Origin of the sequence: Pseudochrobactrum kiredjianiae (genome assembly GCF_030362795.1) — a bacterium.
In the GTDB taxonomy this organism is placed as follows: domain Bacteria; phylum Pseudomonadota; class Alphaproteobacteria; order Rhizobiales; family Rhizobiaceae; genus Pseudochrobactrum; species Pseudochrobactrum kiredjianiae.
This window is the reverse complement of the sequence record NZ_JAUCBM010000005.1, coordinates 191145-217857: the sequence shown is the minus strand read 5'-3', so window position 1 is coordinate 217857 and position 26713 is coordinate 191145. Positions and strand designations below refer to the sequence as shown.

Annotated in this window: 20 protein-coding genes and 1 riboswitch; of the genes, 8 read left to right on the top strand and 12 right to left on the bottom strand. The window is 50.1% G+C overall.

Translation table 11 applies throughout. From position 1 onward, the window contains the following. Positions 1–629 precede the first annotated feature (629 nt). Positions 630–1637, top strand: coding sequence for a heparan-alpha-glucosaminide N-acetyltransferase (locus tag QUF18_RS12260; RefSeq protein WP_374806676.1), 1008 nt, complete (start codon positions 630–632; stop codon positions 1635–1637). A gap of 80 nt (positions 1638–1717) precedes the next feature. Here QUF18_RS12260 and QUF18_RS12255 read toward each other — a convergent pair whose 3' ends face one another. Continuing rightward, on the bottom strand, positions 1718–2104 hold the full coding sequence (locus tag QUF18_RS12255) for a MerR family transcriptional regulator (protein ID WP_289387393.1): 387 nt from the start codon (positions 2102–2104) through the stop codon (positions 1718–1720). Between the two features lie 261 nt (positions 2105–2365). After that, positions 2366–3697: a magnesium transporter gene (mgtE, locus tag QUF18_RS12250; protein WP_434547421.1), complete on the bottom strand. Its 1332-nt coding sequence runs from the start codon at positions 3695–3697 to the stop codon at positions 2366–2368. A gap of 441 nt (positions 3698–4138) precedes the next feature. Between mgtE and QUF18_RS12245 the strand changes: the two genes are divergently transcribed. Beyond that, positions 4139–4489 (top strand): hypothetical protein, encoded by a 351-nt coding sequence (locus tag QUF18_RS12245; protein ID WP_289387391.1) that lies wholly within the window; start codon positions 4139–4141, stop codon positions 4487–4489. Beyond that, complete coding sequence (locus QUF18_RS12240; protein WP_289387390.1) at positions 4490–4837, top strand: VanZ family protein; 348 nt, start codon at positions 4490–4492, stop codon at positions 4835–4837. A gap of 143 nt (positions 4838–4980) precedes the next feature. Here QUF18_RS12240 and QUF18_RS12235 read toward each other — a convergent pair whose 3' ends face one another. Continuing rightward, positions 4981–6246: a Glu/Leu/Phe/Val family dehydrogenase gene (locus QUF18_RS12235; protein ID WP_289387389.1), complete on the bottom strand. Its 1266-nt coding sequence runs from the start codon at positions 6244–6246 to the stop codon at positions 4981–4983. Between the two features lie 380 nt (positions 6247–6626). After that, positions 6627–6942, top strand: a riboswitch (cobalamin riboswitch). 55 nt (positions 6943–6997) lie between these two features. Between QUF18_RS12235 and metE the strand changes: the two genes are divergently transcribed. The 3 genes from metE (at position 6998) to QUF18_RS12220 (ending at position 11351) form a co-directional block, all read left to right on the top strand. Then, positions 6998–9346 carry a 5-methyltetrahydropteroyltriglutamate--homocysteine S-methyltransferase gene (metE, locus tag QUF18_RS12230; protein ID WP_289387388.1) on the top strand — a complete coding sequence of 783 codons (2349 nt, stop codon included), beginning with the start codon at positions 6998–7000 and terminating at the stop codon, positions 9344–9346. Positions 9347–9676: 330 nt separating this feature from the next. Next, a complete protein-coding gene (locus tag QUF18_RS12225; RefSeq protein WP_289387387.1) occupies positions 9677–10534 on the top strand; it encodes an acyl-CoA thioesterase in 858 nt (285 codons plus the stop codon). A 397-nt stretch (positions 10535–10931) separates the two neighbouring features. Continuing rightward, a complete protein-coding gene (locus tag QUF18_RS12220) occupies positions 10932–11351 on the top strand; it encodes a Dabb family protein (protein WP_289387386.1) in 420 nt (139 codons plus the stop codon). Between the two features lie 46 nt (positions 11352–11397). Here the strand turns inward: QUF18_RS12220 and QUF18_RS12215 are convergent, their stop codons facing one another. The 7 genes from QUF18_RS12215 to QUF18_RS12185 form a co-directional block, all read right to left on the bottom strand. Then, positions 11398–12570, bottom strand: a complete 1173-nt coding sequence (locus QUF18_RS12215) for an iron-containing alcohol dehydrogenase (protein WP_289387385.1) — start codon at positions 12568–12570, stop codon at positions 11398–11400. A 33-nt stretch (positions 12571–12603) separates the two neighbouring features. After that, complete coding sequence (locus tag QUF18_RS12210; protein WP_289387383.1) at positions 12604–13989, bottom strand: aldehyde dehydrogenase family protein; 1386 nt, start codon at positions 13987–13989, stop codon at positions 12604–12606. 27 nt (positions 13990–14016) lie between these two features. Then, positions 14017–15387, bottom strand: coding sequence for a glutamine synthetase family protein (locus QUF18_RS12205; protein ID WP_289387382.1), 1371 nt, complete (start codon positions 15385–15387; stop codon positions 14017–14019). 165 nt (positions 15388–15552) lie between these two features. Continuing rightward, the gene (locus QUF18_RS12200) at positions 15553–16620 is read right to left on the bottom strand and encodes a TRAP transporter substrate-binding protein (RefSeq protein ID WP_289387381.1); all 1068 of its coding nucleotides are present in this window, start codon (positions 16618–16620) and stop codon (positions 15553–15555) included. Between the two features lie 182 nt (positions 16621–16802). Then, positions 16803–18128, bottom strand: a complete 1326-nt coding sequence (locus QUF18_RS12195; RefSeq protein WP_289387380.1) for a TRAP transporter large permease — start codon at positions 18126–18128, stop codon at positions 16803–16805. Continuing rightward, positions 18125–18685: a TRAP transporter small permease subunit gene (locus QUF18_RS12190; protein WP_289387378.1), complete on the bottom strand. Its 561-nt coding sequence runs from the start codon at positions 18683–18685 to the stop codon at positions 18125–18127. The genes QUF18_RS12195 and QUF18_RS12190 overlap by 4 nt, the downstream gene beginning before the upstream one ends. A gap of 218 nt (positions 18686–18903) precedes the next feature. Next, entirely contained in the window at positions 18904–19731 is an 828-nt protein-coding gene (locus tag QUF18_RS12185) for an N-formylglutamate amidohydrolase (RefSeq protein WP_289387377.1), read from the bottom strand. A gap of 186 nt (positions 19732–19917) precedes the next feature. Here QUF18_RS12185 and QUF18_RS12180 point away from each other — a divergent pair, with 186 nt between their 5' ends. Next, a complete protein-coding gene (locus tag QUF18_RS12180; RefSeq protein WP_289387376.1) occupies positions 19918–20757 on the top strand; it encodes a MurR/RpiR family transcriptional regulator in 840 nt (279 codons plus the stop codon). 393 nt (positions 20758–21150) lie between these two features. After that, positions 21151–22377: an MFS transporter gene (locus QUF18_RS12175; protein ID WP_289387375.1), complete on the top strand. Its 1227-nt coding sequence runs from the start codon at positions 21151–21153 to the stop codon at positions 22375–22377. A 75-nt stretch (positions 22378–22452) separates the two neighbouring features. On the opposite strand, the gene QUF18_RS12170 is transcribed toward QUF18_RS12175, so the two are convergent. Next, a complete protein-coding gene (locus QUF18_RS12170; RefSeq protein WP_289387374.1) occupies positions 22453–23556 on the bottom strand; it encodes a branched-chain amino acid ABC transporter substrate-binding protein in 1104 nt (367 codons plus the stop codon). Between the two features lie 117 nt (positions 23557–23673). Further along, positions 23674–26283, bottom strand: coding sequence for a cell cycle histidine kinase CckA (cckA, locus tag QUF18_RS12165; RefSeq protein ID WP_289387373.1), 2610 nt, complete (start codon positions 26281–26283; stop codon positions 23674–23676). Between the last annotated feature and the right edge of the window lie 430 nt (positions 26284–26713).

Below are 26713 nucleotides of genomic sequence, written 5' to 3'. Positions count from 1 at the left end.
TGGCTGCAGCATGTGCAAAATACACCACAAACCAGCAAGAAAGCGACAAACAGGCGATAAATAATTCGTCATGTCACAATAAAAAATCACCGGGCTAAAAGCACCGGTGATTTAAACGCTCTGAAATTTCTTTGAATATCCGTGATTACACGGAGAACAAATAGGTCAACAAAATTACAGCGGCCAATCCAATAACTGCCCAAAGGGTTACACCCCAGCAGGACTTCTGAACTGTTTCATCCATGGAATATTTTACTCGTTTCCGGTATTTCATTCATGAGAACATGCACCGCACTATTGCTATGCCTGTCTGATATTTATACTCCAAAGCCCTGTCACAAGCAATCTGCAATTGCGTCAAAACCATGACATAGCAGCTATGCAAATTTACCATGATAGAAAAATGCAATAAATATCAATAACTTAAACATTAATTCTAAAGTTGCCATATTTACCATTCCGGCAAAACTCTGTCAAAACCCCGCATAATAACCATGCATGAATGCCTTTTACGATCCGTTATCCGGCCAGAAGCGCTTCCGAAACCGACAAAAGCATCACAGCTTGTCATCCGGCACAAACTCATTGTAGCTATAGCGATAGCCACAACAATCTGCTGAAAGTCTGCAATGAATCCGGCCAGCACTGCCCTTCACGCTGAAACACCGATGAAATCCGGCTTGCGCCTCGGGCGTCTGGATATTGCCCGCGGTATGGCACTCATTGCCATGGCAATTTATCACTTCGGCTGGGATCTGGAGTTTTTCGGCTATCTGGCACAAGGCAGCGCCAGTCAGGGCTGGTGGCGGATATTCGCCCGCTGCATCGCCTCAAGCTTTCTGTTTCTGGTTGGGTTCAGCTTAGTACTTGCCCATAGCCGTGCTATTCGCTGGCGACCATTCTTAAAGCGTCTGGCACAAGTGGTGCTTGCTGCCGCTGCAATCAGTCTGCTGACATGGTTCTTCATGCCACAAGGCTTTATCTTCTTTGGCATTCTGCATCAGATTGCTCTGGCAAGCCTGCTCGGGCTGTTATTTATCCGTAGCCCTGTGTGGCTGACCATTCTGCTGGCTGCTGCAATCATCGCCACACCGGTTTATTATCGCGCTGAATTCTTCAACCATCCCGCCTTATGGTGGGTCGGACTTTCCAGCATCAATCCTGTTTCCAATGATTATGTACCACTGTTTCCATGGTTCGGTGCCGTTCTGCTCGGTATTGCGGCTGCGCGCATCATGCAGGCCACAGGCCTCCTGCGCCTGCTGCAAGGCGGCATCAAGCCACCATGGCTTGAGCACCTACTCACCTTTATCGGTCGCCACAGCCTGATTTTCTATCTGGTGCATCAGCCGGTTCTGATCGGGCTGCTCTACGGCTTTTCCGCAATCATTCCGCCATCACCGGCTGTGCAAGCCGCGAATTTTGTCAATCAATGTACAACTCAGTGCAGCATCGGCAGCGACCCGCAGTTCTGCCGGACTTATTGCGGCTGTATGCTGGAGGTCATTGAAACCAATCAACTGACAAAATTACTGACAAGCAAGACCACGACAGAAGAAGAGCGGCAAAAACTCAATACATTCTCCGCACAATGCGTTGCCAAAACGCAAGAAGGGCAGCTTATTCCATCGAATTAACGCATATCTTATCCGAAAACCGCTTCACACTTTTCGGGATATGCTCGTAAGCCGCCCTTCCGCTCTATAAAAATTCATTATCAGGTGCGAACGCCAAGTTCTGCCATGCGACCGATGCAGGCTTCTTCCACCTGATCCAGCTCACCTAAAGTCTCATCAATATCACGACGTTTCTGACGCAAATCTTCGCGCTTTTCTTCAACCCGCTTGATGAGCAGACGCAGTTGACCGGCTTCGCCCGGTGGTTCGCGATACATCTGAATGATTTCGTGAATTTCTGCGATTGAAAAACCGAGCCGCTTGCCGCGCATAATCTGCTTGAGCAAATGCCTGTCAGACGGACGAAATAAACGTGTCCGACCACGGCGCAGAGGATGAATTAACCCCTCATCCTCATAAAAGCGCAGAGTTCGCGTGGAAATCCCAAACTCCCTCGTCAGCTCCGTAATCGAATAATATTCACGCATTTAGTCCACCAATTCGTTGTATGCTCTTTTGTGACACCGCATTTACGTAAAAGTCAATATTTCATTCGTAATTGCGATATTTCACAAGCCGTTATTTTCAGCAGAATTCTGCTCTGCGGTTGAAAACAACGGCACTCTTGCACCCTATTTACAGTAATTATCTGCACATTGAGCAAAAATAATATTCATATGTAATAATAATAATTACGCAACAAAAAATCGCATAAGACGCAAATAGCGTAATTTTAAATCACGAATAGTTTAGCTGAACGAAAATCCGAACCACCATGTTGCAAGGCCGAGAAAGGCGAAAAAGCCGATAACATCCGTCACAGTGGTCACAAATACGGCTGAAGCAATTGCCGGATCAGCCCCCAGGCGATGCAGCAAGAGCGGAATAAGAATACCGCCCAGCGCCGCCGCCAGCATATTAATAATCATCGCACTGCCAATAATGCCGCCAAGCTGTGCATTATCAAACCAATAGCCCGCTACTGCTCCGATCATAACCGCAAACATCAAGCCATTGAGCAGACCGATCAGCGCCTCACGACGGATAACGCGCGCAGCATTATGAATATCAATATTACGGGTTGCGATCGCACGCACAGTGACTGTCATGGTCTGGGTCGCCGCATTGCCACCCATAGAGGCAACAATCGGCATCAGCACAGCCAGCGCCACCATCTGCTGAATTGTGCCGTCAAACAGACCAATCACGGAAGCCGAGAGAAAAGCCGTAAACAGGTTGACGAACAGCCATGGCGAGCGTGAACGGGCAATTGTCATAAAGCTGTCAGACAATTCTTCATCGCCCACACCACCGAGGCGCATAATATCCTCTTCGGCTTCTTCCTGAATAACATCCACTACGTCGTCAATCGTCAGCACACCGACAAGACGATCATTCTCGTCGAGAACAGCGGTGGAAAGCAGGTTATACTGCTCGAAAATCTGCGCGGCTTCTTCCTGATCCATCGTCGCAGGAATAGCATGACGCGCTTCAACCATCAGATCTTCCACCCGCACAACGCGCTGCACGCGCAACAGACGGTCAAGATCAATCGTGCCGAGGAGATGAAATGCCGGATCAATCACAAAGACCTGCGAGAACCGATCCGGCAGGTCGTTATCCTCACGCATATAGTCAATCGTCTGACCAATCGTCCAGAACGGTGGCACAGCCACAAATTCTGTCTGCATGCGGCGCCCTGCACTGTCTTCCGGATATTCCAACGCACGGCGTAAGCGAATACGCTCGGTAAATGGCAGCTTGGCAAGAATTTCATCCTGATCCTGCTGATCCATATCCTCAAGAATATAAACCGCATCATCGGAATCAAGATCCTGCACACCCTCAGCGATCAGCGAGTTGGGCATGGCATCGACGATCTCAAGACGGATCGCCTCATCAACTTCGGTCAGCGCCTCAAAGTCGAATTCATCGCCCAGCAATTCAACCAGTGATTGCCGCTCGCTGCCATCCAGCGCTTCAAGCAGGTGCCCAAGCTCGGAGGAGTGCAGATCGCGCACTTCATCACGCACACTACTGGCATCGCGGGCGTCAAGCGCCTCCTCAATACGCGTAACCAGTGCTTCACTGACAGAACCGTCCTCATCATACACATCCTCCCGGATATGCTTTTCAGAATCGATATTTTGGGACGGGTCAATGTGCTGCATGAGAACCGTTTCATTAAGAGAGTAAAAAATTAGCAGACAATAAAGCTACGCGAAAAACAGCATGTAGCAAAACTGTATATCGGTAATGTGTCTTTCAAAAATGCTGCCGAAGCATTGCGTCCTCTATAAAAAAACACACCTCTTACGGCAAGCAATTTCCTCAGCTCCCTCCACCGTAAAAATGTCACGCTTTCACCTTACTGAACCGCATGAGCCCGATCAGCTTGGCAGAAGATCATATGTTCACGAATGCTAAATAGCCTCATTTCACTCGACAATGTCTAGCAGTCGACGCATCCTTCATGCTAAGGCGCAGATAAAGGCACTTTTAACCGCTGAGACAGAGTTCCGATGAGAAAAACGGTCATTGCATTGATTGCTATTGGTGGCGTCCTCGCATTGACGGCCGCAGGCACCTATTTTTATACAATGTCAGCCGGCCAGAACTCTCTGAAACAACTGGCTCAGGACGGCGGTTTTTGCAAACAGGCAGATTGTGCAGATGGCATCGACTACGCCAAATCCTATCTCTCTAATGAATTCGGCATTTCCCAGCGCGGCGTGCAATGGTGCATGGGCGTTGATGATATTGCCAACCGCGATTTTATTCTCGGTGAGAGTGCCAAAACGCTGTTTACTGAAATGCTGTATTTGCCATGCAATCAGGATGACACTCAGCAGCTACCGATTGACGAGGAATAAATGCGTCGCTTTCCTGTTTTACCCGTTCTGGCCTGGTTGATGCTGGCAGCATTGCTTGCAGTCACAATCAGCCCGATTAATTTCCGTCCGCATATTCCGGGTCATGTCACGGCTGAGCGCTTTATGATGCTGCTCGTCATTGGTCTTCTGTTCTGTCTGGCTTATCCGAAACGCTGGGCGCTGGTTCTGATTATGCTGATTTCTGCCGCCGGATTGTTCGAATTGATGCAGCGCCTGACACCAGACAGACATGGCGAATTATCGGATTTTCTCGTTAAATCTGCTGGCGCTACAGCCGGTGTCGCTCTCGGAAAAATCATTATTTTTTGGAAAAATTCTTTAAAATAATCAGATAGATATTTCACTTACTTCACAAAACGATAAAGGCCGGTTTTCACCGGCCTTTATCGTTTTTCAAATTACGTCACTTGTCGATCAGGCAACAAAGTCACCCGTTGCCCTCTTAGGCAACAAAATCACCAGTTGCCCTCTCAGGCAACAAAATCACTCTGCGTGCCATGTGCTTCAATCGCTTGTGCAAGGCGCAGCAGCGCATGAACATAAGCGGCGGTACGCACGGTAACGCCTTTTTCCTTTGCCACATTCCAGATAGCGCGGCCTTCCCGCTCCATAATAGCGCGCAGGCGTGTATGGATTTCCTCCAGCTCCCAGTAGAAACACTGGCGGTTCTGCACCCATTCAAAATAGGACACGGTTACACCACCGGCATTTGCCAGAATGTCCGGCAGAATAGTCACACCCATCTTTTGCAAGATAGCATCGGCTTCCGGTGTTACCGGACCATTTGCCAGCTCAAGGATCAGCTTGGCTTTCACAGTTCCTGCATTGCGTGCATGGATCATATCTTCCATCGCGGCAGGCACCAGCACATCGCATTGAACGCCAACCAAATCGGCCGCAGCCAATGCCTCATGGCCGCCATGACCAACAGTCGCCAAGACTGAGCGACCATTTTGCTTAGCGGTAATCAGCGCAGCAATATCCAGACCGGAAGCACAATAGACAGCACCTTCAGAATCCGAAACCGCTACAATTTTATGGCCATCACTGGCCATGAGCTTGGCCATATGCTGTCCGGCATTGCCGAAGCCCTGAATGGCCACATGCAGTTCTTCACTCAGACCAAGATCGCTCGCCAGATGGCGCACGAGATAAAAACCACCACGCGCAGTTGCATCATCACGTCCGAGCGAACCGCCCAAAGCAATCGGCTTACCGGTAATCACCGCTGGTGAGGACTGACCAACAATCTGCGAATATTCATCGGCCATCCAGCCCATAATCATCGAATTAGTATAAACATCCGGTGCCGGGATATCGCGATCTGGCCCCAGAATACGGGCAAAAGCCTGAATATAAGCGCGTGAAAGCCGCTCCAGTTCGGCCTTCGACAATTTACGCGGATCAACCTGAATGGCACCTTTACCGCCGCCATAAGGCAGGTTCATCACGGCACATTTGAATGTCATCCAGAAAGCCAGTGTTTCTACTTCTTCTGCTGTCGAATCCGGATGGAAGCGGATACCGCCTTTTGTCGGCCCGCGTGTATCATCATAACGGCAGCGCCATGCAATGAAGGATTTGCGTGAGCCGTCATCCATACGGATCATCAATCGCACCTTGGTAGTCTCTCGGGCAAATTTCAGTTTTTCGATAACATCCGCGTCTATGTCCAGATGGCTTGCAGCCTCATCCAGACGTACGAGTGCATTTTCGAGAGGATTATCCTGCGACATCGAAATTTCCCTTTCTTGCGATTGCAGCATGAAAAATTACATTTTGAATAACTTTTGATGACGCTTCACGCAATAAAAATATGACAGTCATGCTGACATTATGACTATTCAGCATAAGGTTAGACCATTTATCTATGAATTATACGACATACCTTGGCGCGTGATTGCATATTAGGACAATATTTCTGCCCCAAATGCTGTTTGCACCCAGCAATCCGCTTGATTCGCAAAAAATCACTCATAAACACCATTCCCGCAGATATGATTTTTGCACACCACCAAGCATTTAGTATAAATTTATAGCCATATATCCATATAAACAAATCTTTATATCATTATTGACATCCGATAAATCCTGAGGCACATTCTGCACATCGTGGTTCTTTTGATTGTTGCCCTGCCATTCCAACCGGTGGGCGCAAGAGTTTTAAAGCTAAGAGGGAATGCGGTGCGGCCAATGCTCAGTAATTTCAGGCAACTGATAGCGGGCATAGTCAAATCCGCAGCTGCCCCCGCAACTGTAAGCGGCGAGTTTTCTTCCGCATGTCCTGTGAAAACCTTCACCGGATATTTGCCCGACAGCACATGCGCACAGCATCAGCTCGAAGGCGGTCACTGAAATGGCAACATTTCGGGAAGACCGGAAGCAAATGATGACCCGCAAGCCAGGAGACCTGCCCGGTATCACATTAGAAAGACAGAACAGGACAGCGCACAGTTCCTTAATGTCAACATTCGTCGGGGTATTGAAATGACCGTTACTACAGCCAATCTCGGTTTTCCGCGTATCGGAAAACAGCGTGAACTCAAATTCGCTCTTGAATCCTATTGGGCAGGCAAAACCACACAAAACGAGTTGCTTGCAACTGCCAAATCCTTGCGCGCTGCCAATTGGAAGCTGCAGCAGGAAAAGGGCATCAAAAGCATTCCTTCCAATGACTTCTCCCTCTATGACCATGTGCTCGACCTGAGTGTTACTCTCGGCGTCATTCCGGCTCTTTATGGCTGGAAAGGTGGCAAAGTTGATCTGGACACTTATTTCGCTCTGGCTCGCGGCGGTAAAACCGGTGCGCAGACTGAAGCATCAAGCTGCGGTTGCGGCCGCGATCACGGCGACGAAACTACCAGTAATGGCGTGCCTGCTCTGGAAATGACCAAATGGTTCGACACCAATTACCACTATATGGTGCCGGAATTCAGCGCGGGTCAGAAATTCACCCTGACAACAAACAAAGCGCTTAACGAATTTAATGAAGCCAAAGAACTCGGCATTCATACCCGCCCTGTTCTGCTCGGCCCTGTTTCGTTCCTGAAACTCGGCAAATCCAATGACAGCGCATTTGATCTGAACAAGACACTTGAAGCCCTGTTGCTCGTCTACACGGAAATTCTCGCGCAGCTCCATGCAGCCGGTGCCGACTGGGTGCAGATTGACGAGCCGGTTCTGAGCCTTGATCTCAATGCCGATGACCATGCTGCTATCCGCACAGCCTTCGAGTTCTTTGCTGAGAAACTGCCGGAACTGAAAATCCTGCTGGCCAATTATTTCGGTTCTTATGGCGACAATCTTCTGACCGCCATTACCTTGCCAGTTGCAGGTCTGCATCTTGATCTGGTACGCGCACCGCAGGATCTTGACGCTGCGGTTAAGATCGCCCGTCCTAATCTGGTGCTTTCACTCGGCGTGATTGATGGCCGCAATATCTGGCGTGCTGACCTGCGTGCGATTACTGAGCGTGTAAAATCGGTTATTGCCAAGCGTGGGGCCGATGCTGTGCAGATCGCACCATCTTGCTCGCTGCTTCATGTGCCGATTGATCTGGAATCGGAAAAGAAACTTGATGCGGAAATCCGCCAGTCACTGGCTTTTGCTGTGCAGAAACTGGAAGAGCTGGCAGTACTCGGCACCGATCTTGGCGATAAGCCTGAAACAACTGAGGCAGCCTTGACAGCCTCGGATGAAGCCATTGCCGCCCGCAAAGCATCAACCAAGGTCAATAATAAGGCCGTTCAGGCACGTGTTGCTGCGATTACCGATGCACAATCCCATCGTAACAGCGCATTTGATGCACGCGTCAAATTGCAGGCAGATCATCTGAAACTGCCGCTTTATCCGACAACAACAATCGGTTCCTTCCCACAGACTGCCGAGGTTCGTCAGGCTCGTTCGCGCTTCACCAAAGGTGAGTTAGCTGCAGCCGATTATCAGACCTTCCTTGAGCAGGAAACTGAAACAGCTATCCGCTGGCAGGAAGAAATCGGTATTGACGTTCTGGTTCACGGCGAATTTGAACGCAATGACATGGTGCAATATTTTGGTGAGCAGCTTGACGGGTATGCCTTCACCCAATCCGGCTGGGTACAGAGTTACGGCTCGCGTTATGTACGCCCTCCGGTGATTTACGGGGATGTTTCCCGCCCTGTTGCCATGACTGTCGAATGGGCAAAATTCGCTCAGAGCAAGACTGACAAGCCAATGAAAGGCATGCTCACCGGTCCCGTAACCATGCTGCAATGGTCATTTGTACGTGATGATCTGCCACGCTCGGAAGTCTGCCGACAGATTGCACTGGCATTGCGTGATGAAGTGACTGATTTGGAAGCCGCAGGCATCAGCGTTATCCAGATTGATGAACCAGCACTTCGTGAAGGTCTGCCGCTACGCAAGAGCGATTGGGCACCGTATCTGGATTGGGCTGTGACAGCCTTCCGCCTCAGCGCCGCCGGCGTGAAGGACGAAACCCAGATTCATACGCATATGTGCTATTCGGAATTCAACGACATTATGCCTGCAATTGCAGCACTGGATGCCGATGTGATTTCGATTGAAACCTCCCGCTCTAAGATGGAACTGCTGAGTGCCTTCTCTGAACAGGGCTATCCGAATGAGATCGGTCCCGGTGTCTATGACATTCACTCGCCGCGGATTCCTGATGTGGAAGAAATGGTCGACCTGATCGAGAAAGCAGCACAAAAGCTCAAAGCACAGCAGATTTGGGTCAATCCGGATTGCGGCCTCAAAACCCGCGGCTGGGCAGAAACCAAACCGGCACTTGTTAATCTGGTAGAGGCCGCCCGCCAACTGCGCGCAGCCGCCTGATAAGCATACAAAATGATGCTCTCATTTTAAAGTGTCAGAGCGAGTTTTGTGTGCCAAGTCTGGCACATGGTACTCTGATGTATCGATGAAAAAGGCCGTGACAGTTTCTCTGTCACGGTTTTTTCATTTTAATCCAATGAGAAATTGCTGTTTGAAAAACAAAAGGATGGGGGTTTTCTCTCATAGTACGGGTCAAAAACCGGCGCCCCTATGCCTCCACCAAACCTTGTGTAATCATGATAAGCACCGTAAAAGCGCGACACATAATGTTTAAGTAGCGGATAAGGACATGCCTTTTACAACCCGACAAAGGCATGCAAGGACAAATCCATGACAGCGCCCCTGAATGATGACCAGACTATTCCAGCATCTGATGATGTAATTTATGGTCAGGATGTACCTCTGATTTCGCGTCTCGTAACGGTTGTTTTTCCCGGAGATACCAATCATCACGGCACATTATTCGGCGGTGCAGGCTTTGCCTTGATGGATCGCATTGCCTTTATTTCTGCAACCCGTCATGGCCGCGTTCCTTTTGTCACCGCATCCTGCGAGCGTATTGATTACACAGCACCGGTTAAACTCGGCCAGATTGTTGAACTCACCGCCAAAGTCATTCGCGTTGGCCGTACATCACTGTCCGTTGAAGTGGAACTGGTGGCAGAAAATATGATCGGCGGCGAGCGCGTCCTGTGCACCCGCGGTCTGTTCCATATGGTTGCCAAAACCGAGCTGACTAAAGACAAATCATGGAGCCTGCCGCCTCTACCACAAGCAGAGACCACCGAAACAATCGACGATCAGCCAACCTTGCTGCGTATGTCCGATGTTGTCTTCGCTGATCAGGCCAATTCCTATGGCACCATGTTCGGTGGTGAGGCGATGGCCGCGATGAGCAAAAGCGCTTTCATTGCTGCTACGCGCTACTGCCGCCTGCCAACCGTTCTGGCCTCATCCCGCAAAATGGATTTCAAATATCCGGTACGCGTTGGTTCTATTCTCGAACTGGTATCAAAAGTCATCAAATCCGGCCGCAGTTCTGTGGTTGTTTCCACCGAACTTTGGTCTGAAGATATGATGAGCGGTGAGCGCCTGATGACTGCCAAGGGTGAGTTTACTATGGTTGCCGTCGACGAAAACGGGCACCCTGTTCCTGTACTGGCAGAAAGTGGTGCACGGGAAGCATAATCCAGAACGGTTTACGTTCGTATTGGCCGCAAAGTTCACTCTGGTTTCTTTATTGGTCGCATTATCGCAGTCAGGTTGCTTCAACTCGACTGTGAAATAATCTAGCTCAAAATCAGAAAAATTATGCGACCATAATATTGACAGAATACCATTATTACGATGCAAACTGGAGTATAAAAACTCTGGCAAAGCAATACGCTTTGCAGAATTATTATTCATTATAATTATTTTATATAGTTAACTAAATTTATCATCATAACTAAAAAATAAATTCTAATATTTCAATGTGTGTATTATGCGAATATTTATAACTATATCTACCCTTTTCATACTTATCACCAGTATGACGGTAATCAGCAGCCAAGCTCACCATTTAGCTCAAAACCTGACAGAGACAATGCCCCCTGCAACGCCTGAAAACCATGTTAATCCAGCAAAATTTACCGCATCGGATTTTAAAACCGGCACCATTCAGCATATTGTGCTTTTTCGCTATAAGCCAATGGTCAGCGCTGAACAGCGCAGAGAGGTTTTCGACCGGTTTTTGCAACTCAAAGATAAGGCCAAACGGAACGGCCAGCCTTATATTGTTTCCATAAAGGCCGGAGGTCAGAACACTAGCCTTGAAGGTGCAGGACAAAATTTCGATCAGGCATTCATCGTGGAGTTCCGATCAGAAGGCGACCGCAATTACTATGTAGGCACTCCGGCAGTCACGGATCCGGCCTTTTACGATCCGGAACATCAGAAATTTAAAGAATTTGTCGGCCCGTTTCTTACAAAACACGGTGCCCTCGTCTACGACTTCCCGTCATGATTATATAAGGGCAAAACACCATGTTTTGCCCTTTCTCATAATATAATCAGGCTGTGCCTTTAAGTGCCTGATTAAGCAGCTTTAATGCGCCTTCTTTTGTCAGTTCAACCGGATTACCGCCAGCTGTCGGATCGACAATCGCCATTTCCGCGATCATATCCTTTTGGGCGTCATCCATTTCCAGACCTTTAATAAATTCCGGCAGACTGTCCGGCACATTCAGCTCTTTGCGCAGTTTCATTACTGCCGCAACAAAGCCGTCAAATCCGCCTGCAATACCAAGATAGTCAGCCACCCGCCCGATACGGCTTTCAATCGCCGCACGGTTATGGTGCAACACATAAGGCATAAACACCGCATTGGTCATACCATGATGCGTATCATAAAGCGCACCGATCGGATGCGACAGCGAATGGATGGCACCAAGCCCCTTCTGGAAGGCTGTTGCGCCCATCGCCGCTGCCGCCATCATATTGGCACGCGCAGTAATGTCCTGCCCGTTTGCATAGGCCTTCGGCAGGTTTTCAAACACCAAACGCATACCTTCCAATGCGATGCCATCCGCCATCGGGTGATAACCGGGTGCACAATAGGCCTCTAAACAATGTGCCAACGCATCGAGGCCGGTGCCCGCTGTAATAAATGGCGGCATACCGACTGATAATTCCGGATCAGCAATCACGGTCACCGGCAGCATTTTCGGATGGAAAATCACCTTCTTCGTGTGGGTGGCTTCATTGGTCAGCACACCGGCACGTCCGACTTCCGAGCCCGTACCCGCTGTTGTCGGCACGGCAATCACCGGTGCAATCACTGCGCTATCTGCACGTGTCCACCAGTCACCAATATCTTCAAAATCCCACACCGGACGTGTCTGTTTGGCCTGAAATGCAATCAGCTTGCCAAGATCAAGTGCCGAGCCGCCGCCAAAGGCAATTACACCATCATGATGACCGTCATTATAGACCTTAACACCGGCAGTCAGATTGCTCTCCACCGGATTGGGCTTCACTTCCGTAAAAGTCCCGTATTTCACACCCGCCTGATCTAGCACTGCCAGAGTGGATGCCACAACCGGCAGCTTCGCCAAACCCGGATCGGTGACAAACAGCGGATTGCTGATACCTGCAGCTTTCAGCACTGCAGGCAGTTCTTTAATACGACCAGCGCCAAACAGCACAGTGGTCGGGAAATTCCATTTTGAGGTCAATGTTGTCATTACACTTACTTTCACATCAAAATTCAGAAGCGATCAGATTTTTTCACGCAGGTGATAGGATTTCGGACGGGTGAGATTGCCGTAACCAATGGAAGAGAGCGAAGCGCCCTTGCCCGTATCTTTAACACCGGTCCAGACCAGTCCCGGATCAAGATAATCACAGCGGTTCATAAACACTGTGCCGGTTTCAATCTGATCGGCAATATTGGCTGCGCGATCTGTATCCGGTGTCCAAAGCGAGGCAGTGAGGCCGAAATTGCTGTCATTCATCAGCGCCACAGCTTCTTCATCGCTGCGCACCTTCATAATGCCGACAATCGGACCAAAGCTTTCTTCGCGCATCACACTCATCTGATGATCGACATTGGTCAGCACTTCCGGCGCCAGATAAGGTGAACCGGCACGGTCATTCTCAACGCTCATATTGATATGAGCTTTCGCGCCTTTACGCAGCGCTTCCGCCTTCTGCTCGCGGATCAAATCAGCGAAACGCGCATGTGCCATCGGCCCCAGCGTTGAGGAGGCATCCAACGGATTACCAACGACATATTGGCTGGTCAGCTCAACAAAACCATCGACAAATTTGTCATAAACCGCCTCATGAACATAGATGCGCTCAATACCACAGCAGCACTGACCGGAATTGAAAAAGGCACCATCCACGAGATTGGCAACGGCATGCTCAACATTAACATCGGGCAACACATAGGCCGGATCTTTACCGCCAAGTTCCAGTCCCACAGTCATGAAAGTACCGGCAGCAGCTTTTTCAATCGCACGGCCACCACCAACAGAGCCGGTGAAATTCACATGATCAACGGTACCGGAAGCCAGCAGCGCTTCCGTTGTGGCATGACCAAGCATAACATTACTGAAGACGCCTTTCGGCAAACCGGCAATCTCAAATGCTTTGGCAAAGCGCTCACCGGCAAGCAGTGTCTGTGTGGCGTGTTTAAGGATCACCACATTACCGGCCATCAGCGCCGGAATAATCGTGTTTACTGCGGTGAGATACGGATAATTCCACGGCGCAATCACCATCACCACACCAAGCGGTACATGCTTCACATAGCGGCGGAACCCGTCTTTCTCTTCAGGCACCAGCGGCTTGAGCGCCTCTTCCGCAATATTGATCATATATTGGCCGCGCTCCTGCACGCCGCCATTTTCTCCGCCATAGCGTACCGGCCGCCCCATCTGCCAGGCAATCTCCGGCACCAGTTCGTCGTTCATTGCGGCCAGAGCAGCAAGTGCCGCAGAGCAATAACTTGCACGCTCAGCAATTGTTAAAGCTGCCCAGCCGCCCTGCGCCTGCCGCGCATTTGAGACAACAGCCTGTGCTTGAGCCAGATCAAGACAAGCACGTTCCGCATAAACGGAACCGTCAATCGGAGAAATCAGTCTCGCCACATCGCTCATGGCTTCATTCCTTTTATAACTCTAAGATTAGTAGCGCTCGAAACCACGATGTAGCTCCCAGTCGGTGACACGGCGGTCATATTCAACCTGCTCCCAATCAGCTGTATGAACATAATGATTGAGAACTTTTTCGCCCAAAGCCTCTTTCAGAAATTCGGAATTCTTGAGGGTCACGATGGCATCGCGCAGGGTGTAAGGAATTTCCTTCAGCTTCACCGCTGCATAGGCATCACCGACAAACGGTTCTTCCAGTTCCAGCTTTTCATCAATACCGCGCAAGCCCGCAGCAATGAGCGCGGCAAAAGCCAGATAAGGGTTGAGATCAGCCCCGCCGATACGACATTCAATACGAATACCCTTGGTACCCTCACCGCAAAGACGGAACCCTGCTGTGCGATTATCCTGACTCCAGCTGATCTTGGTCGGCGCGAAAGTACCCGCCTGAAACCGCTTGTAAGAATTGACGTAAGGCGCGAGGAAATAGGTGTAATCAGCGGCATATTTCAACTGTCCGGCCACCCATGAGCGCATCAAAGGTGACATAGTGTATGGCGCATCCGGATCGTAAAACAGCGACTTACTGCCATCCAGACTCCACAGCGAATTATGCACATGGCTGGAACTGCCGGCTTTGCAATAGTCATATTTCGCCATGAAGGTGATGCACTTGCCTTGTGCCTCGGCAATTTCCTTCATTGCATTTTTCATAATGACATGGCGGTCGGCCATATCCAGCCCTTCCGCATAGCGCACATTGAGTTCCTGCTGACCGGAACCGGCCTCGCCTTTGGAATTCTCAATCGGAATACCGGCTTTGGCCAGATGATTACGCATCGCGCGCAACACGGATTCTTCCTTGCTGGTCAGATGGATCATATAGTCCTGAATATACGGAGACGATGTGTCTATATGTTTCCAGTACTTAGAGCGTGCGGATTTATAGGTCTCGTCAAAGAGATAAAACTCAAGCTCCGAGGCGAAATAAGCGCGATAGCCTCGCTCTTTCAACCGCGCCAGCTGCTTCTTCAACATCGCACGCGGCGAGTGGGCCAGATCTGTATGATCTTGGTGATCCAGCACATCGCAGAGAACCAGCGCGGTTTTCTCAAGCCATGGCGCAAGCCGCAGCGTGGACAAATCCGGCTTGATGACAAAATCACCATAGCCCTTATCCCAGCTTGCAGCCTCATATCCGGCAACCGGCTCCATATCGATATCATCGGCCAGCAAATAGCTGCAGCCATGCGTTTCATCAAAAGCGGTTTCAACAAAAAACGGCGCATAGAAACGCTTGCCGACCAACCGCCCCTGCATATCTGTCAGGCAGACGAGCACGGTATCAATTTCATCATGAGCGACCGCTTGTTTCAGCGCATCAAAAGTCAGGTTTCCGGTCATTTACAACTCCGTGCTTCATCGGCATTTTATTAGATTGGAGTGTCGCCGCCCCTCCGGCGGCGACAGTTTTTGTAAATTGAGAGCATTTCCGGCAAAAGCGCGTGAGCCTTTTGGCGAAGGATAATGCATAAAAAAGAACTTCAGAACGTGAACTGCTATGATATCTTAAGAGTAGCGATACGGCGCTCCGGCCTTACGCATGGTATCCTGATAGTTTTTCAGAATTGCCACCACTTTGGCACTGCGTTCGCTTTTCGCGGCCACTTCGTCCCAGAACTTCATCGCCTCATCTTCAACTTTGCTCCATTCCGTTTCCGGAATGGTTGTCAGTTCAAGTTTACCGCCGGTGGTACGGTAATGGGCTTCACCCCACCAATACCAATGCTGGCGGTAATAATGAGAGCTATCCATGCTGAGTTTGAACAATTGCTGCAGATGAGGCGGCACTGCATCCCATTTTTCCGTATTGGCAAAATAGGAACCCGCCCATGCACCACTGATATTGTTAGTGAGATAGTATTTATTAATATCAGCCCAACCAACGGTATAAACCTCGGTCGCACCCGACCAGCACACCCCGTCCAGCTCACCGGTCTGAATAGCCACCTCAATATCTTCCCAAGGCAGCGTCACCGGCACCACCCCAAATCGGGTGAGGAACTGACCTCCGGTCGGGAAAGTAAAGACGCGCAGACCTTTAAGATCTTCCAGCGAGCGGATTGGTTTTGTGGTGGCAAAATTACACGGATCCCATGAACCTGCACTGAGCCATGTCACGCCCGGAATTTCCTTATAGGCCTCTTCCCAGATCTCATTGAGCCCGTAATGATTGAACAATACCGGCACATCAAGGCTGTAGCGGGAAGCAAACGGGAAATACGCCCCGAACACCGACACATCCACCGGCGATGCCATGGAGTCATCATCAGATTGTGCCGCATCAATCGTGCCCGATTGCACCGCACGGAAAAGCTCACCCTGCGGCACCAGCTGATCGGCTGTGAAAAGCTCGATCACCATTTCGCCATTGGCGGCTTTGTTGAAAGCATCAATTGAAGGCTTGATAACATGCTCAGCCAGAGCTGGCCCTGCATAGGTCTGCAAACGCCATTTAATCGGGCTCTGTGCTTTCACATAAGGTGTGGCAAGTGCTGTCGCACCCACTGCCCCGACTGTGGTCAAAGCAGATTTTTTAAGAAATTCACGTTTATTCAGAAATTTGCTGTCACTCATTTGCGTGTCTCCCGTCGCAATGGAGCAGTTTCAGGAAAACTGGTAACGGTTGTCCGCCAATATTCTCAATTCGAAACTGCAATAACAAACACCTTCACATTCAGTTTTGGTTCCCTTGAGCGCAGTTTTGACTTTTGTCTTTTTATGAACTGCGTATGCACTGCGTATTTATTCTGCGTTTATCATCGCCCCGAATACCAGTTGGGCAGCCACAGAGCGATCTGCGGGAAGATCATCAAAATGATAACCGTCAGCACCATCAGGAAAAAGAACGGAACAATGGATTTATAAATATCAAGCAGGGTCACTTCCGGCGGTGCCATAGCTCGCATCATAAACAGGTTATAGCCGAAAGGCGGGGTGATATAGGCGATCTGACAGGTAATGGTGTAGAGAATGCCAAACCAGATCGCATTGAATCCGAGGCTTTTGACCAGCGGAATATAAAGCGGTGCCACAATCACCAGCATCGCTGTGTCGTCCAGAAACATGCCAAGTACGACAAAGGACAACAACATCAGGATAAGAATGGTCCATGGTGATAAATCAAACGTGCCAAGCAAAAGTTTCTCAATGGCCTTCACCGCCCCCAATCCGTCATAAACAGACGAGAAGCACAGCGCCGCCAGAATGATCCAGAGGAACATGCAGGAAATCATCAGCGAATTACGGGTGGTGGTTTCCCAAACTTGCTTGCTCAGACGTCCTGTAAACAAGGCCGCCAGCGTTGCCAGTAACGCGCCAACAACAGAGCTTTCAACCAGACTGGTTACACCGGTCAGAAACAGCCCCATCATGGTGCCAAAAATCAGCAATGGCAGTACACCGGCACCCAGTGTTGAGATTTTTTCAGACCATGTGATCTGATCCAGCTCCTCTTTTGGCAGCGCCGGTCCGAGCTCTGGATTGATGCGGCAACGTACATAAATATAAATGGCAAATAATGCTGCCATCAACATGCCCGGCCCGATACCAGCCAGCCATAATTGCAATACCGGTTGGCGGGCAATCATCGCATAAAGCACCAGCACCACGCTTGGCGGAATGAGAATACCCAGTGAGCTGCCAGCCTGAATAACACCGGTGACCATTACCTTGTTATAGCCACGTTTAAGCAATTCCGGCAGCGCCACCGTCGCACCAATTGCCATACCGGCTACACTCAGCCCGTTCATACAGGAGATGATAACCATCAGACCGACGGTACCAAGAGCAAGCCCGCCACGAATGCCGCCAAACCAGACATGGAACATACGGTAAAGATTACTGGCAATTCCGGATTCAGACAGCATATAGCCCATGAATACAAAGAACGGCACGGTAATCAGCGGATACCAGTTCAGCACCGCAAAAGTGGCATTGAACGGCATTTCGAAAGCGCCGTTACCCCAGAGCAGAAGTGCTGCCAATGAGCCGACAAAACCGATCACACCAAAAACGCGCTGCCCTGTCATCAGCAGCACCATCATTGTGGCAAACATAAAGAGGGTAATAAATTCCGAACTCATATGGCTTGCCCTTCCTGCGGTGCTGTATCAGGAACATAGGATGCAGGTTTGATCGGTGTGCCGCGCCAGATCGCATAATCCTTGATCAGATTAGACAGGCATTGCAGCAACAACAGAAAAACACCGAGCGTCATCAGCGTCTTGATCGGCCAGAGTACCGGCGCCCATGCGGTATAATTTTTCTGATTATAAACATAGGCATAATTCGTGCTGGACAGGCCACCGGCAAACATCACACCGAGATAGAAAATCACGCAGAGAATAGTGATAATATCGGTCAGCGCCCTCTTTTTCGGTGTAAAGCGATCATAGAACAAATCCATCCGCACATGGGCACCCTGCTGCATCGCATAGGCACCTCCCAGCAGATAATAAGCAGACAGAATAAACTGCGACATCTCCAGAACCCAGTTCACCGGCACACCAAGAACAACCCGTGAAAAGGTGGAATAGAGCAGACAACCTGCCATAAGAAAGATGAGATACATCGCGCAGCGACCGACCCGATAATTCAGCGCATCGACATATTTCACGAAGAGTCTGAGTATTTTCGGCACTTTTTTGTTCCCGTTGTTTCAGGCTTGTTATGGCCGCTTTTCCGGCTCTTATGCCTGTATTCACCAGTTACCGCTTTCCCTTGAAACCCCGCCTGCTCCTCAACTGGCCGGGATCAAGGTTATCTTCTCCTTAGAGCGCCGTGCGCCCTCTTTGGCGCACAAATTCCGCTCTAACGCTTTATATTTACAGCATAATTTTATCTTAAATTGATTCAAGTTTAAGGAGTTATGCTGTAGTCAGTCTCAATTTCCTGCAAAATTGCCGCCAGACGAGCAGCCCAAAGAGCCTGCCCTTCTTCATCAGCAATTTCATTATTCCGAATTTCTACCATGGCGCAGAGATCGCCACGTTTACGTGCATGACACTCCACCGTGTAGTAAACACGGTCATCGGGTGAATAAGGCTGGTTCACACCGACACTGACGCCTGATTCTTCACTATCCTTGCGCAATCCGGCAATCATTTTTGCACCCAGACGATCATCAGAATCATAAATGATCCCGATTTCCCATGGCCGCCCCACGCCTTTATAAACCGGCGTATAGGAATGGATTGTTATCAACCGGCTTTCCTGCCCGCGCTGTTTTCGCGCTTCGATAACCGCTTCAATTTTCTCATGAAAAGGCTTGTGCGACAGCGCAATGCGCTCCTGCCGCGCGGCCTCAGACAAATTGTGATTACCCGGAACAACAGTGAATTCACTGATTTCCGGAATAAGATCCGGCGCAGAAAGCGGCCTGTTGCAATCAATCAGCAAACGCGAAAGTCCGGCCTCAACCAATGTGGCATCCAACGCCTTACTCATACGCCGTGCAACTTCTGCAGCCCCCGGATCCCATGCAATATGAGCCTCAATATCGGCCTCAGACAAACCCAGACGAGCGAATTTCTCCGGCATAAAATTGGTTGCATGCTCGCAGATCAGCAAATACGGGCTGGCGCCCTGCTCATTGAGAACCGATGCGGCCGGTATATCAATGTCAGCGTCCGTGTCAGAAAATCGGGTATGCACATCATTGCCGTGAGAATCGCGATGCTCCGCCATTCTGCCTCCCCTCATGCGTGTAAATATTTCCATTTACAGATGTAACTTATGTTACGTTATTTTTAATTTCGCACTATTGTGTATCATCTCATACGCATTACTATCTTTTGTCAAACAGTATTTTTAAATTGATTGAAACGACGCTTCGCAATCACAAACAGCACTCAAAAACTGACGGGAACAGAAATGAATAACAGTATCGCGGAGCTGATTACCGAGCGGATTGACACGATGCCACCGGGCGAGCGCAATGCAGCACAGACACTGATTGCCAACTATCCATTGCTTGGCCTTAAAACTGTTGCAGAATTTTCCACGCAAGCCGGTGTCAGCTCACCGACAATCTTGCGCTTTATCAACCGGCTTGGTTTTCAGAATTATCCTGATTTCCAAGCACGGCTTCAGGAAGAGCTTGCAGCACAATTACAATCACCGCACAACCGCAATGAAAGCCAGCAAGTTCAGCAGGATACAACCTATCCGGCCTTGGAATATACGCTTGAAAATATCCGTGAAACCTTCCGCCATATCAGCGAGAAACAGTTGAGCGATATTGTCCGCGCTTTAGCAACTGCACGCGGTAATATTTATCTTATCGGTGGCCGTTTTACCGATCCGGTGGCGCAATATATGGCCGCGCATATGACAGTCATCCGCCCGCATGTCTTCCATATCTCCGGTCAGGAAAGTGCGTGGCGTGACAGATTGCTGGATATGGGCAAGAAAGACATGCTGATTGTGTTTGATATCCGTCGCTATCAGGAAAGCCTGTTGCATCTGGCTGAAACGGCAAAAAGCCGTGGCGTGGAAATTCTGCTGATTACCGATCAGTGGCTGTCACCGATTGCGCGCTTTGCACGTCATGTGCTGGCCGCACGTACCGGCGTGCCTTCTGCATGGGACTCATCGGCTGCCCTGTTTGTGCTGTCAGAGAGCATTATCCGCGAAATGACCAGACAACCGGAGCAAAACACCGCCGCGCGCATTAAGGAGCTGGAAGAACTGAGACTAAAAAACCGGGTGTAAAAACAGTCATATTTCCCACACAGATTTTTTATAAAAACTCTTTTCTTTCAACCTCTCATTTTTCGATGTAATGGGGTGAAAATAAATTATTTATAGCATTTGAGAGCCAAAGTGCGAAGCGCCTCCGCAGGTAAATCAGTTCGCCGGACTGATTTCTTTTCCTGCTGCGATGCGTCGGATAATGCGTAAAACAAATAGTTACAGCGGTTCCAACGATTCAATCTTAACTGAAACCGCTGTAATGAGAGTAATCGTAGCGTGCGGGAGGCGCGTTACGGGCACTCCTGAAATGCCGCGTCTAAAATATTCAATGAACAATTGTCCTGAAAATCAGATTTTGGGGACAAAAATATAAGGAAAACGCTGTTTGACAGCGAATTCAGGAAAAAGAAAATGACAGATTCCTCCCCTGCATTGGTGTTGGACAGCCCCGCCGTCACCAATGCCGAACCGGCAGAACGCACCGTAAATTTCAAACTGGTTTTGCTGGCCCTTGCAATGGGCGGTTTTGCAATCGGCACCACAGAATTTGCAGCCATGAGCCTGCTGCCTTATTTCTCTGTCGGGCTTGGCATTGATGAGCCCACCGCCGGTCATGTTATCAGCGCCTATGCGCTGGGTGTTGTTGTCGGCGCACCAATCCTCGCCGTGTTTTTTGCCCGCATGTCGCGGCGCACACTGGCAATGGGGCTGATGGCCGTGTTTGCCATTGCCAATGTGCTCAGTGCTTTATCTCCGTCCTATCATTGGATGTTGCTGTTCCGTTTTATGAGCGGCCTGCCGCACGGAGCCTATTTTGGCGTCGCAGCGCTGATGGCAGCCTCGCTGGTACCAATGAACCGCCGCGCATGGGCTGTTGGCCGCGTAATGCTCGGCCTGTCGATTGCAACGGTGATCGGCGTGCCTTTCGCCACATGGCTTGGGCAGGCACTCGGCTGGCGCTGGGGCTTTGGCGTTACCGGCGTGCTGGCAACAATCACCTTTCTGATGATTATGGCTTTCGCACCGAAAGATCCGCCGCGCCCAGGTGCAACACCACTGCGTGAATTGAGCGCTCTTAAAAACCGTCAGGTCTGGCTCACCCTCGCCATTGGCGCCATCGGCTTCGGTGGCCTGTTTGCTGTCTATGCCTATATTGCCTCAACTCTGCTGGAAGTAACCGGCGTTGCCCCTTACTGGGTGCCTGTCGTGCTGACGATTTTCGGTATCGGCATGACCTGTGGCACCCTGATCGGTTCATGGGGCGCTGACCGCGCTCTGATGCCAACAGCCGGTATTCTGCTGCTGTCCAATGCGATCTTTCTGATTATCTTCCCGTTCGTTGTTATGAATGTCTGGCTTTTGTCGGCGCTGGTATTCCTGATCGGCTGCACCGGTGGTCTTGGAACAGTTTTGCAAACCCGCCTGATGGATGTGGCGCAGGATGCACAGACTTTGGCCGCAGCGCTTAATCACAGTGCTTTCAATGTTGCCAATGCGCTCGGTCCGTGGCTGGCAGGCATGTCCATTGCCGCCGGATATGGCTTTGCCTCTTCCGGCTTTGTCGGCAGTGCGCTGGCACTGGGTGGTCTGATTATCTGGGCAATTGCCGTATGGGATTCCCGCCGCACCGGCATCTGAAACGACCAAAATACACGTAATAAAAAACCGGCAGAGTGAACACTCTGCCGGTTTTTCTATTTAAAAATTGCGAAATCAATTACCGACGATTTTGCCGTCTTCCCATTTGTAAATCACAAAAGTCGGGGAAGTCAGATCACCGTTTTTATCGTAGCTCAGATTGCCGATAATGGTTTTAGCTTCCAGACCGTCATGAAGCAGCTTGGCAACCGCAGCAGGATCATCAGCCTTACCGGCTTTTTCAATACCGTCTTTGAGTACCTGCACAGCAGCATAGCCATTCAGTGTGAAGACTTCCGGCGCAATGTCTTTGGCTTTCAGTGCTTCAACAGCTTCCGCAGCGGCCGGATTCTGTGTCACATCAACCGCATTGGTGAAGAGTGTGCCTGCACCGGTATCACCGGCAATCGCCCAATATTCAGTGTTGGACAGGCCTTCACCACCGATCAGGAGCAGTTTCACGCCCTGATCTGCCAGCTGACGGGACAGAAGACCGGCTTCCGGATGATAACCACCGAAATACAGCACTTCCACACCGCTGTTTTTGATCTTGCTGACAAGCGCGCTGAGATCTTTTTCACCCGGTGTCAGGGATTCATAAAGAACTTCTTTAACGCCGTCTTTGTTCAGGCTGTCTTTGAAGCTGTCTGCCAGACCCTGACCATAAGGGGCTTTATCATGCAGAACGCCAACCTTTTTACCGGCCAGATTCTTTGCAACATAATTCGCGGCAACAACAGCCTGCTGATCATCACGTCCGCAGGTACGGAAAACATTTTCCAGACCGCGATTTGTCAGGCTTGGCGCAGTTGCAGTTGGTGTCACCATAACAACACCGGCTTCAGCCAGCGCATCAGACACAGCCATAGCGGAACCGGAAGTTACCGGACCAACAACAAATTTAACGCCATCACCAATCAGCTGGTTGGCAGCAGAAACACCCTGCTTTGGGTCAGCTGCGTCATCAACCAGTTTCAGAACAACTTTCTCACCGAGAATGCCGCCGTTTTTATTGATGTTTTCAACGGCAGTTTCGGCACCGTTTTTCACCTGAATACCATAAGCAGCAACACTGCCTGTAACCGGTGCAATCAGGCCGATTGTAATATCGGCATATGCCTGGGAAGCAAACGCAAGCGTTGCAGCAAAGGCTACTCCGGATAATAGTGAACGACGCATTTTTCCCTCCAATACAGTCCCGTCACGGGACATTATTAAACACAAGCCCCCCGTTCGCGTATGTGATGTCGCGTGACGGTTCGTACTCTTCTGTCTGACCATTTTGTGGTCAGACGATCAGTCTTCCTTTTCCAGCATCTCCTTAACAGCGGTCGCCAGCTGCTTCAGAGAGAATGGTTTCGGCAGGAACCCGAATTGAGCATCTTCAGGCAGATTCTTTGCAAAAGCATCTTCTGCATAGCCTGAAACGAAAATAAACTTAATGTTTGGATAGGATTTGCGCAACTCCCTTAACAGTGTGGGACCATCCATTTCCGGCATAACCACATCGGAAACGATAATATCGACCTTTCCTTCCAGCTCTTCGAGCACTTCCAGCGCCTCAACGCCGGAAGAAGCCTCGTGAACTGTATACCCTCTTGTCTGCAACGCACGGACACCGCCCATGCGCACTGCATCTTCATCTTCCACCAGCAAGACGGTTGCGGAACCGGAGAGATCGGCTTGCTTTTCTGCTTTCTTTTCAACAGGTGCAGGCTTTTTAACAACCACAACCTGCCCGTCGGCATCCAGCACAACCGGTGCTTTTTCCTCCACAAAACGCGGCAGATAAATGCGGAAAATTGTACCCGTACCAAGTGTTGAATCACAGAAAATGAAACCACCGGTCTGCTTGATGATACCATAGACCATCGACAGGCCGAGGCCGGTGCCTTTGCCTACTTCTTTAGTCGTAAAGAACGGCTCAAATATCTTCGCGAGAATATCGGCAGGAATACCGGTGCCCGAATCTTCAACCTCGTACAACACGTAATCGGCTTCCGGCAATTCACGGTAACCAAGTGCTGCCGCCTCAGATGTTTCCACATTGCGGGTGCGCACTGTAATTGTACCGCCGTCCGGCATCGCATCGCGCGCATTGACCACGAGGTTCACAGCAACCTGTTCAAATTGTCCGAGATCGGCTTTCACCGGCCACAAATCACGGCCATGCTCGATTTTCAGCGTAATATCCGTACCGACAAGACGCGCCAGCAACATCCGCAGATCGGCCAGTACATCGGTCAGATCAAGCACTTCCGGACGCAGGGTCTGGCGGCGTGAGAATGCCAGCAACTGGCGCACCAGTGAGGCAGCGCGATTGGCATTCTGCTTAATATTCATAATATCAGGGAAAGACGGATCAGACGCACGATGATTGCTCAGCAACAGATCCGAAGACATGATGATGGCAGTCAGCACGTTATTGAAGTCGTGGGCAATACCGCCAGCAAGCTGGCCAACCGCCTGCATTTTCTGGCTTTGCGCCATCTGCCCTTCCAGCGCCTTTTGCTCTGTGGTTTCCACAGCAGAAACAATCGCTGCTTCCTCTATCGATTCACCACCGATATCAGACACCGGACTGACATAGAAACGGATATGGCGCTCATCATTGCCAGGCAAAACCGTATCAATCGGTGTAATCGTCGCCTGCCCTGCAAAGGCCGATGCCAGCGCACGGGAAATCGTTTCACGGTCACGCGGATGCACCACGCTTTCCAGCGAAATCTGCTTTTCCAGCGTATCGCGATCGACATCTGAACCGAAAATATCCAAAAAACGCGCATTGGTCGAAAGAATACGCCCATTCACATCAACAGAGGCAATCGCCATCGGTGCAGAATTGAAGAACCGCGTGAAACGTACTTCGGCGGAACGCTGTGCAGCGGAGGAATCATTGCCCTCGGCGCGATTCAGCACAATAGTGCGGCTGGTGCCACGCGAACCATCCCGCGGCTGCTGCACACGATGATAAAAGCGCACGGCAAGGCTCTGACCATTGCTTTTTGTCAGATCAAGATCGATCACCGTATTGCGGCTGGAACCCGGATCAGCACGCACGGCATTAATCAGCGACATGCCATTACCGGCAACAATATCGTGCAGGGTTAATGAGCCGGCAGTGAATTTGGTGAGATCAATACCCAGCCATTCCGCCAGCGTAGCATTGATATAAATGATGCGCCCCTGCGCATCCGCAGAGAAGAAACCGGCAGGCGCATGATCGAGATGATCAATCGCTTCCTGCAAATCCTGAAAGAACCGCTCCTGTTCGGCACGTTCTTCAGAAATATCGGTAATCTGCCACGCGAACAAAGGCCCTGCGGTTTCACTCAGCGGATTGGTCTGCGGCGCGATCACCGGCCGCGCTTTCACGCGATACCATGCCGCCGCTTGCATCCCCTTTGCCGACGAGCCGGTCAGACGAATCTCTTCCTGTGCCGCCAACCCGTCCCGCACGGCATTATTCAACCGGTAGACGGCTTCGAGCGCAGAAGGCTCTCCGGCCAGCACTGCATCAAGCGTTGGCAGATCGGCGACATTCTCCGCGCCCATCATCTGTGCGTAAGCGTGGTTCGCATAGACAATATGCCCTTTGGCATCCGTGATAACCGTACCCTCGGGCATGGAATCCAGCAGTGTATCAACCACGTCTTCATGATCTTCACGCGGGCTGAACTGAATAAGACCGGTTGCCCAGCCAATCAGGCAAAACACGCCCATGATCGACAATAAGCCTAACAAAATCAGCAAGAAGGCATCGCCAAGCTGTTCACGGAACACAAAATATAATCCTGCAACCGCAATCAATAAAACGCCCAGTGTCAGCAATCTGAGCGCAGCGGGGTTTTTCTTTGCAGGAGCAGTGTTTTTTGGAAAAGAATTTGTCCGTGATGGCTGAGACATAAGCCCCAATATCCCTTTTCTTGCGCCGACATATCCGGCGGTTCAGCAGATCCGTCGCTTATGCGCAGTCCGCAATATCGGGCAGCAGTCTATCAAATCAGGTACAAAAGCCTTGCACCACCTAGATAAACCCTCGCCTTATGAGGTTTTTCAGAATTATGCTTTAGAGTATTTTACAGTCAAATGGAATTCTCAGTGCTTCGCCGGAACACACCCGATTGTCGTAGAAACATGAAACACGCTGACTGTAGATATTTCCTTGTAACCTCACGGTTCCCGCTTTTTTTCTGAAACTGCGTATTTATTGCCTGCACAGTCTTCACAAGCCATTAATTTCGGCCTGTTTTTCTGCAAAAAATGTAATTTCGGTGCGTAACGCTCACAGCCATTTTCAAGCGGATAAATATGTTTTAAACTTTCATTCAGTTTA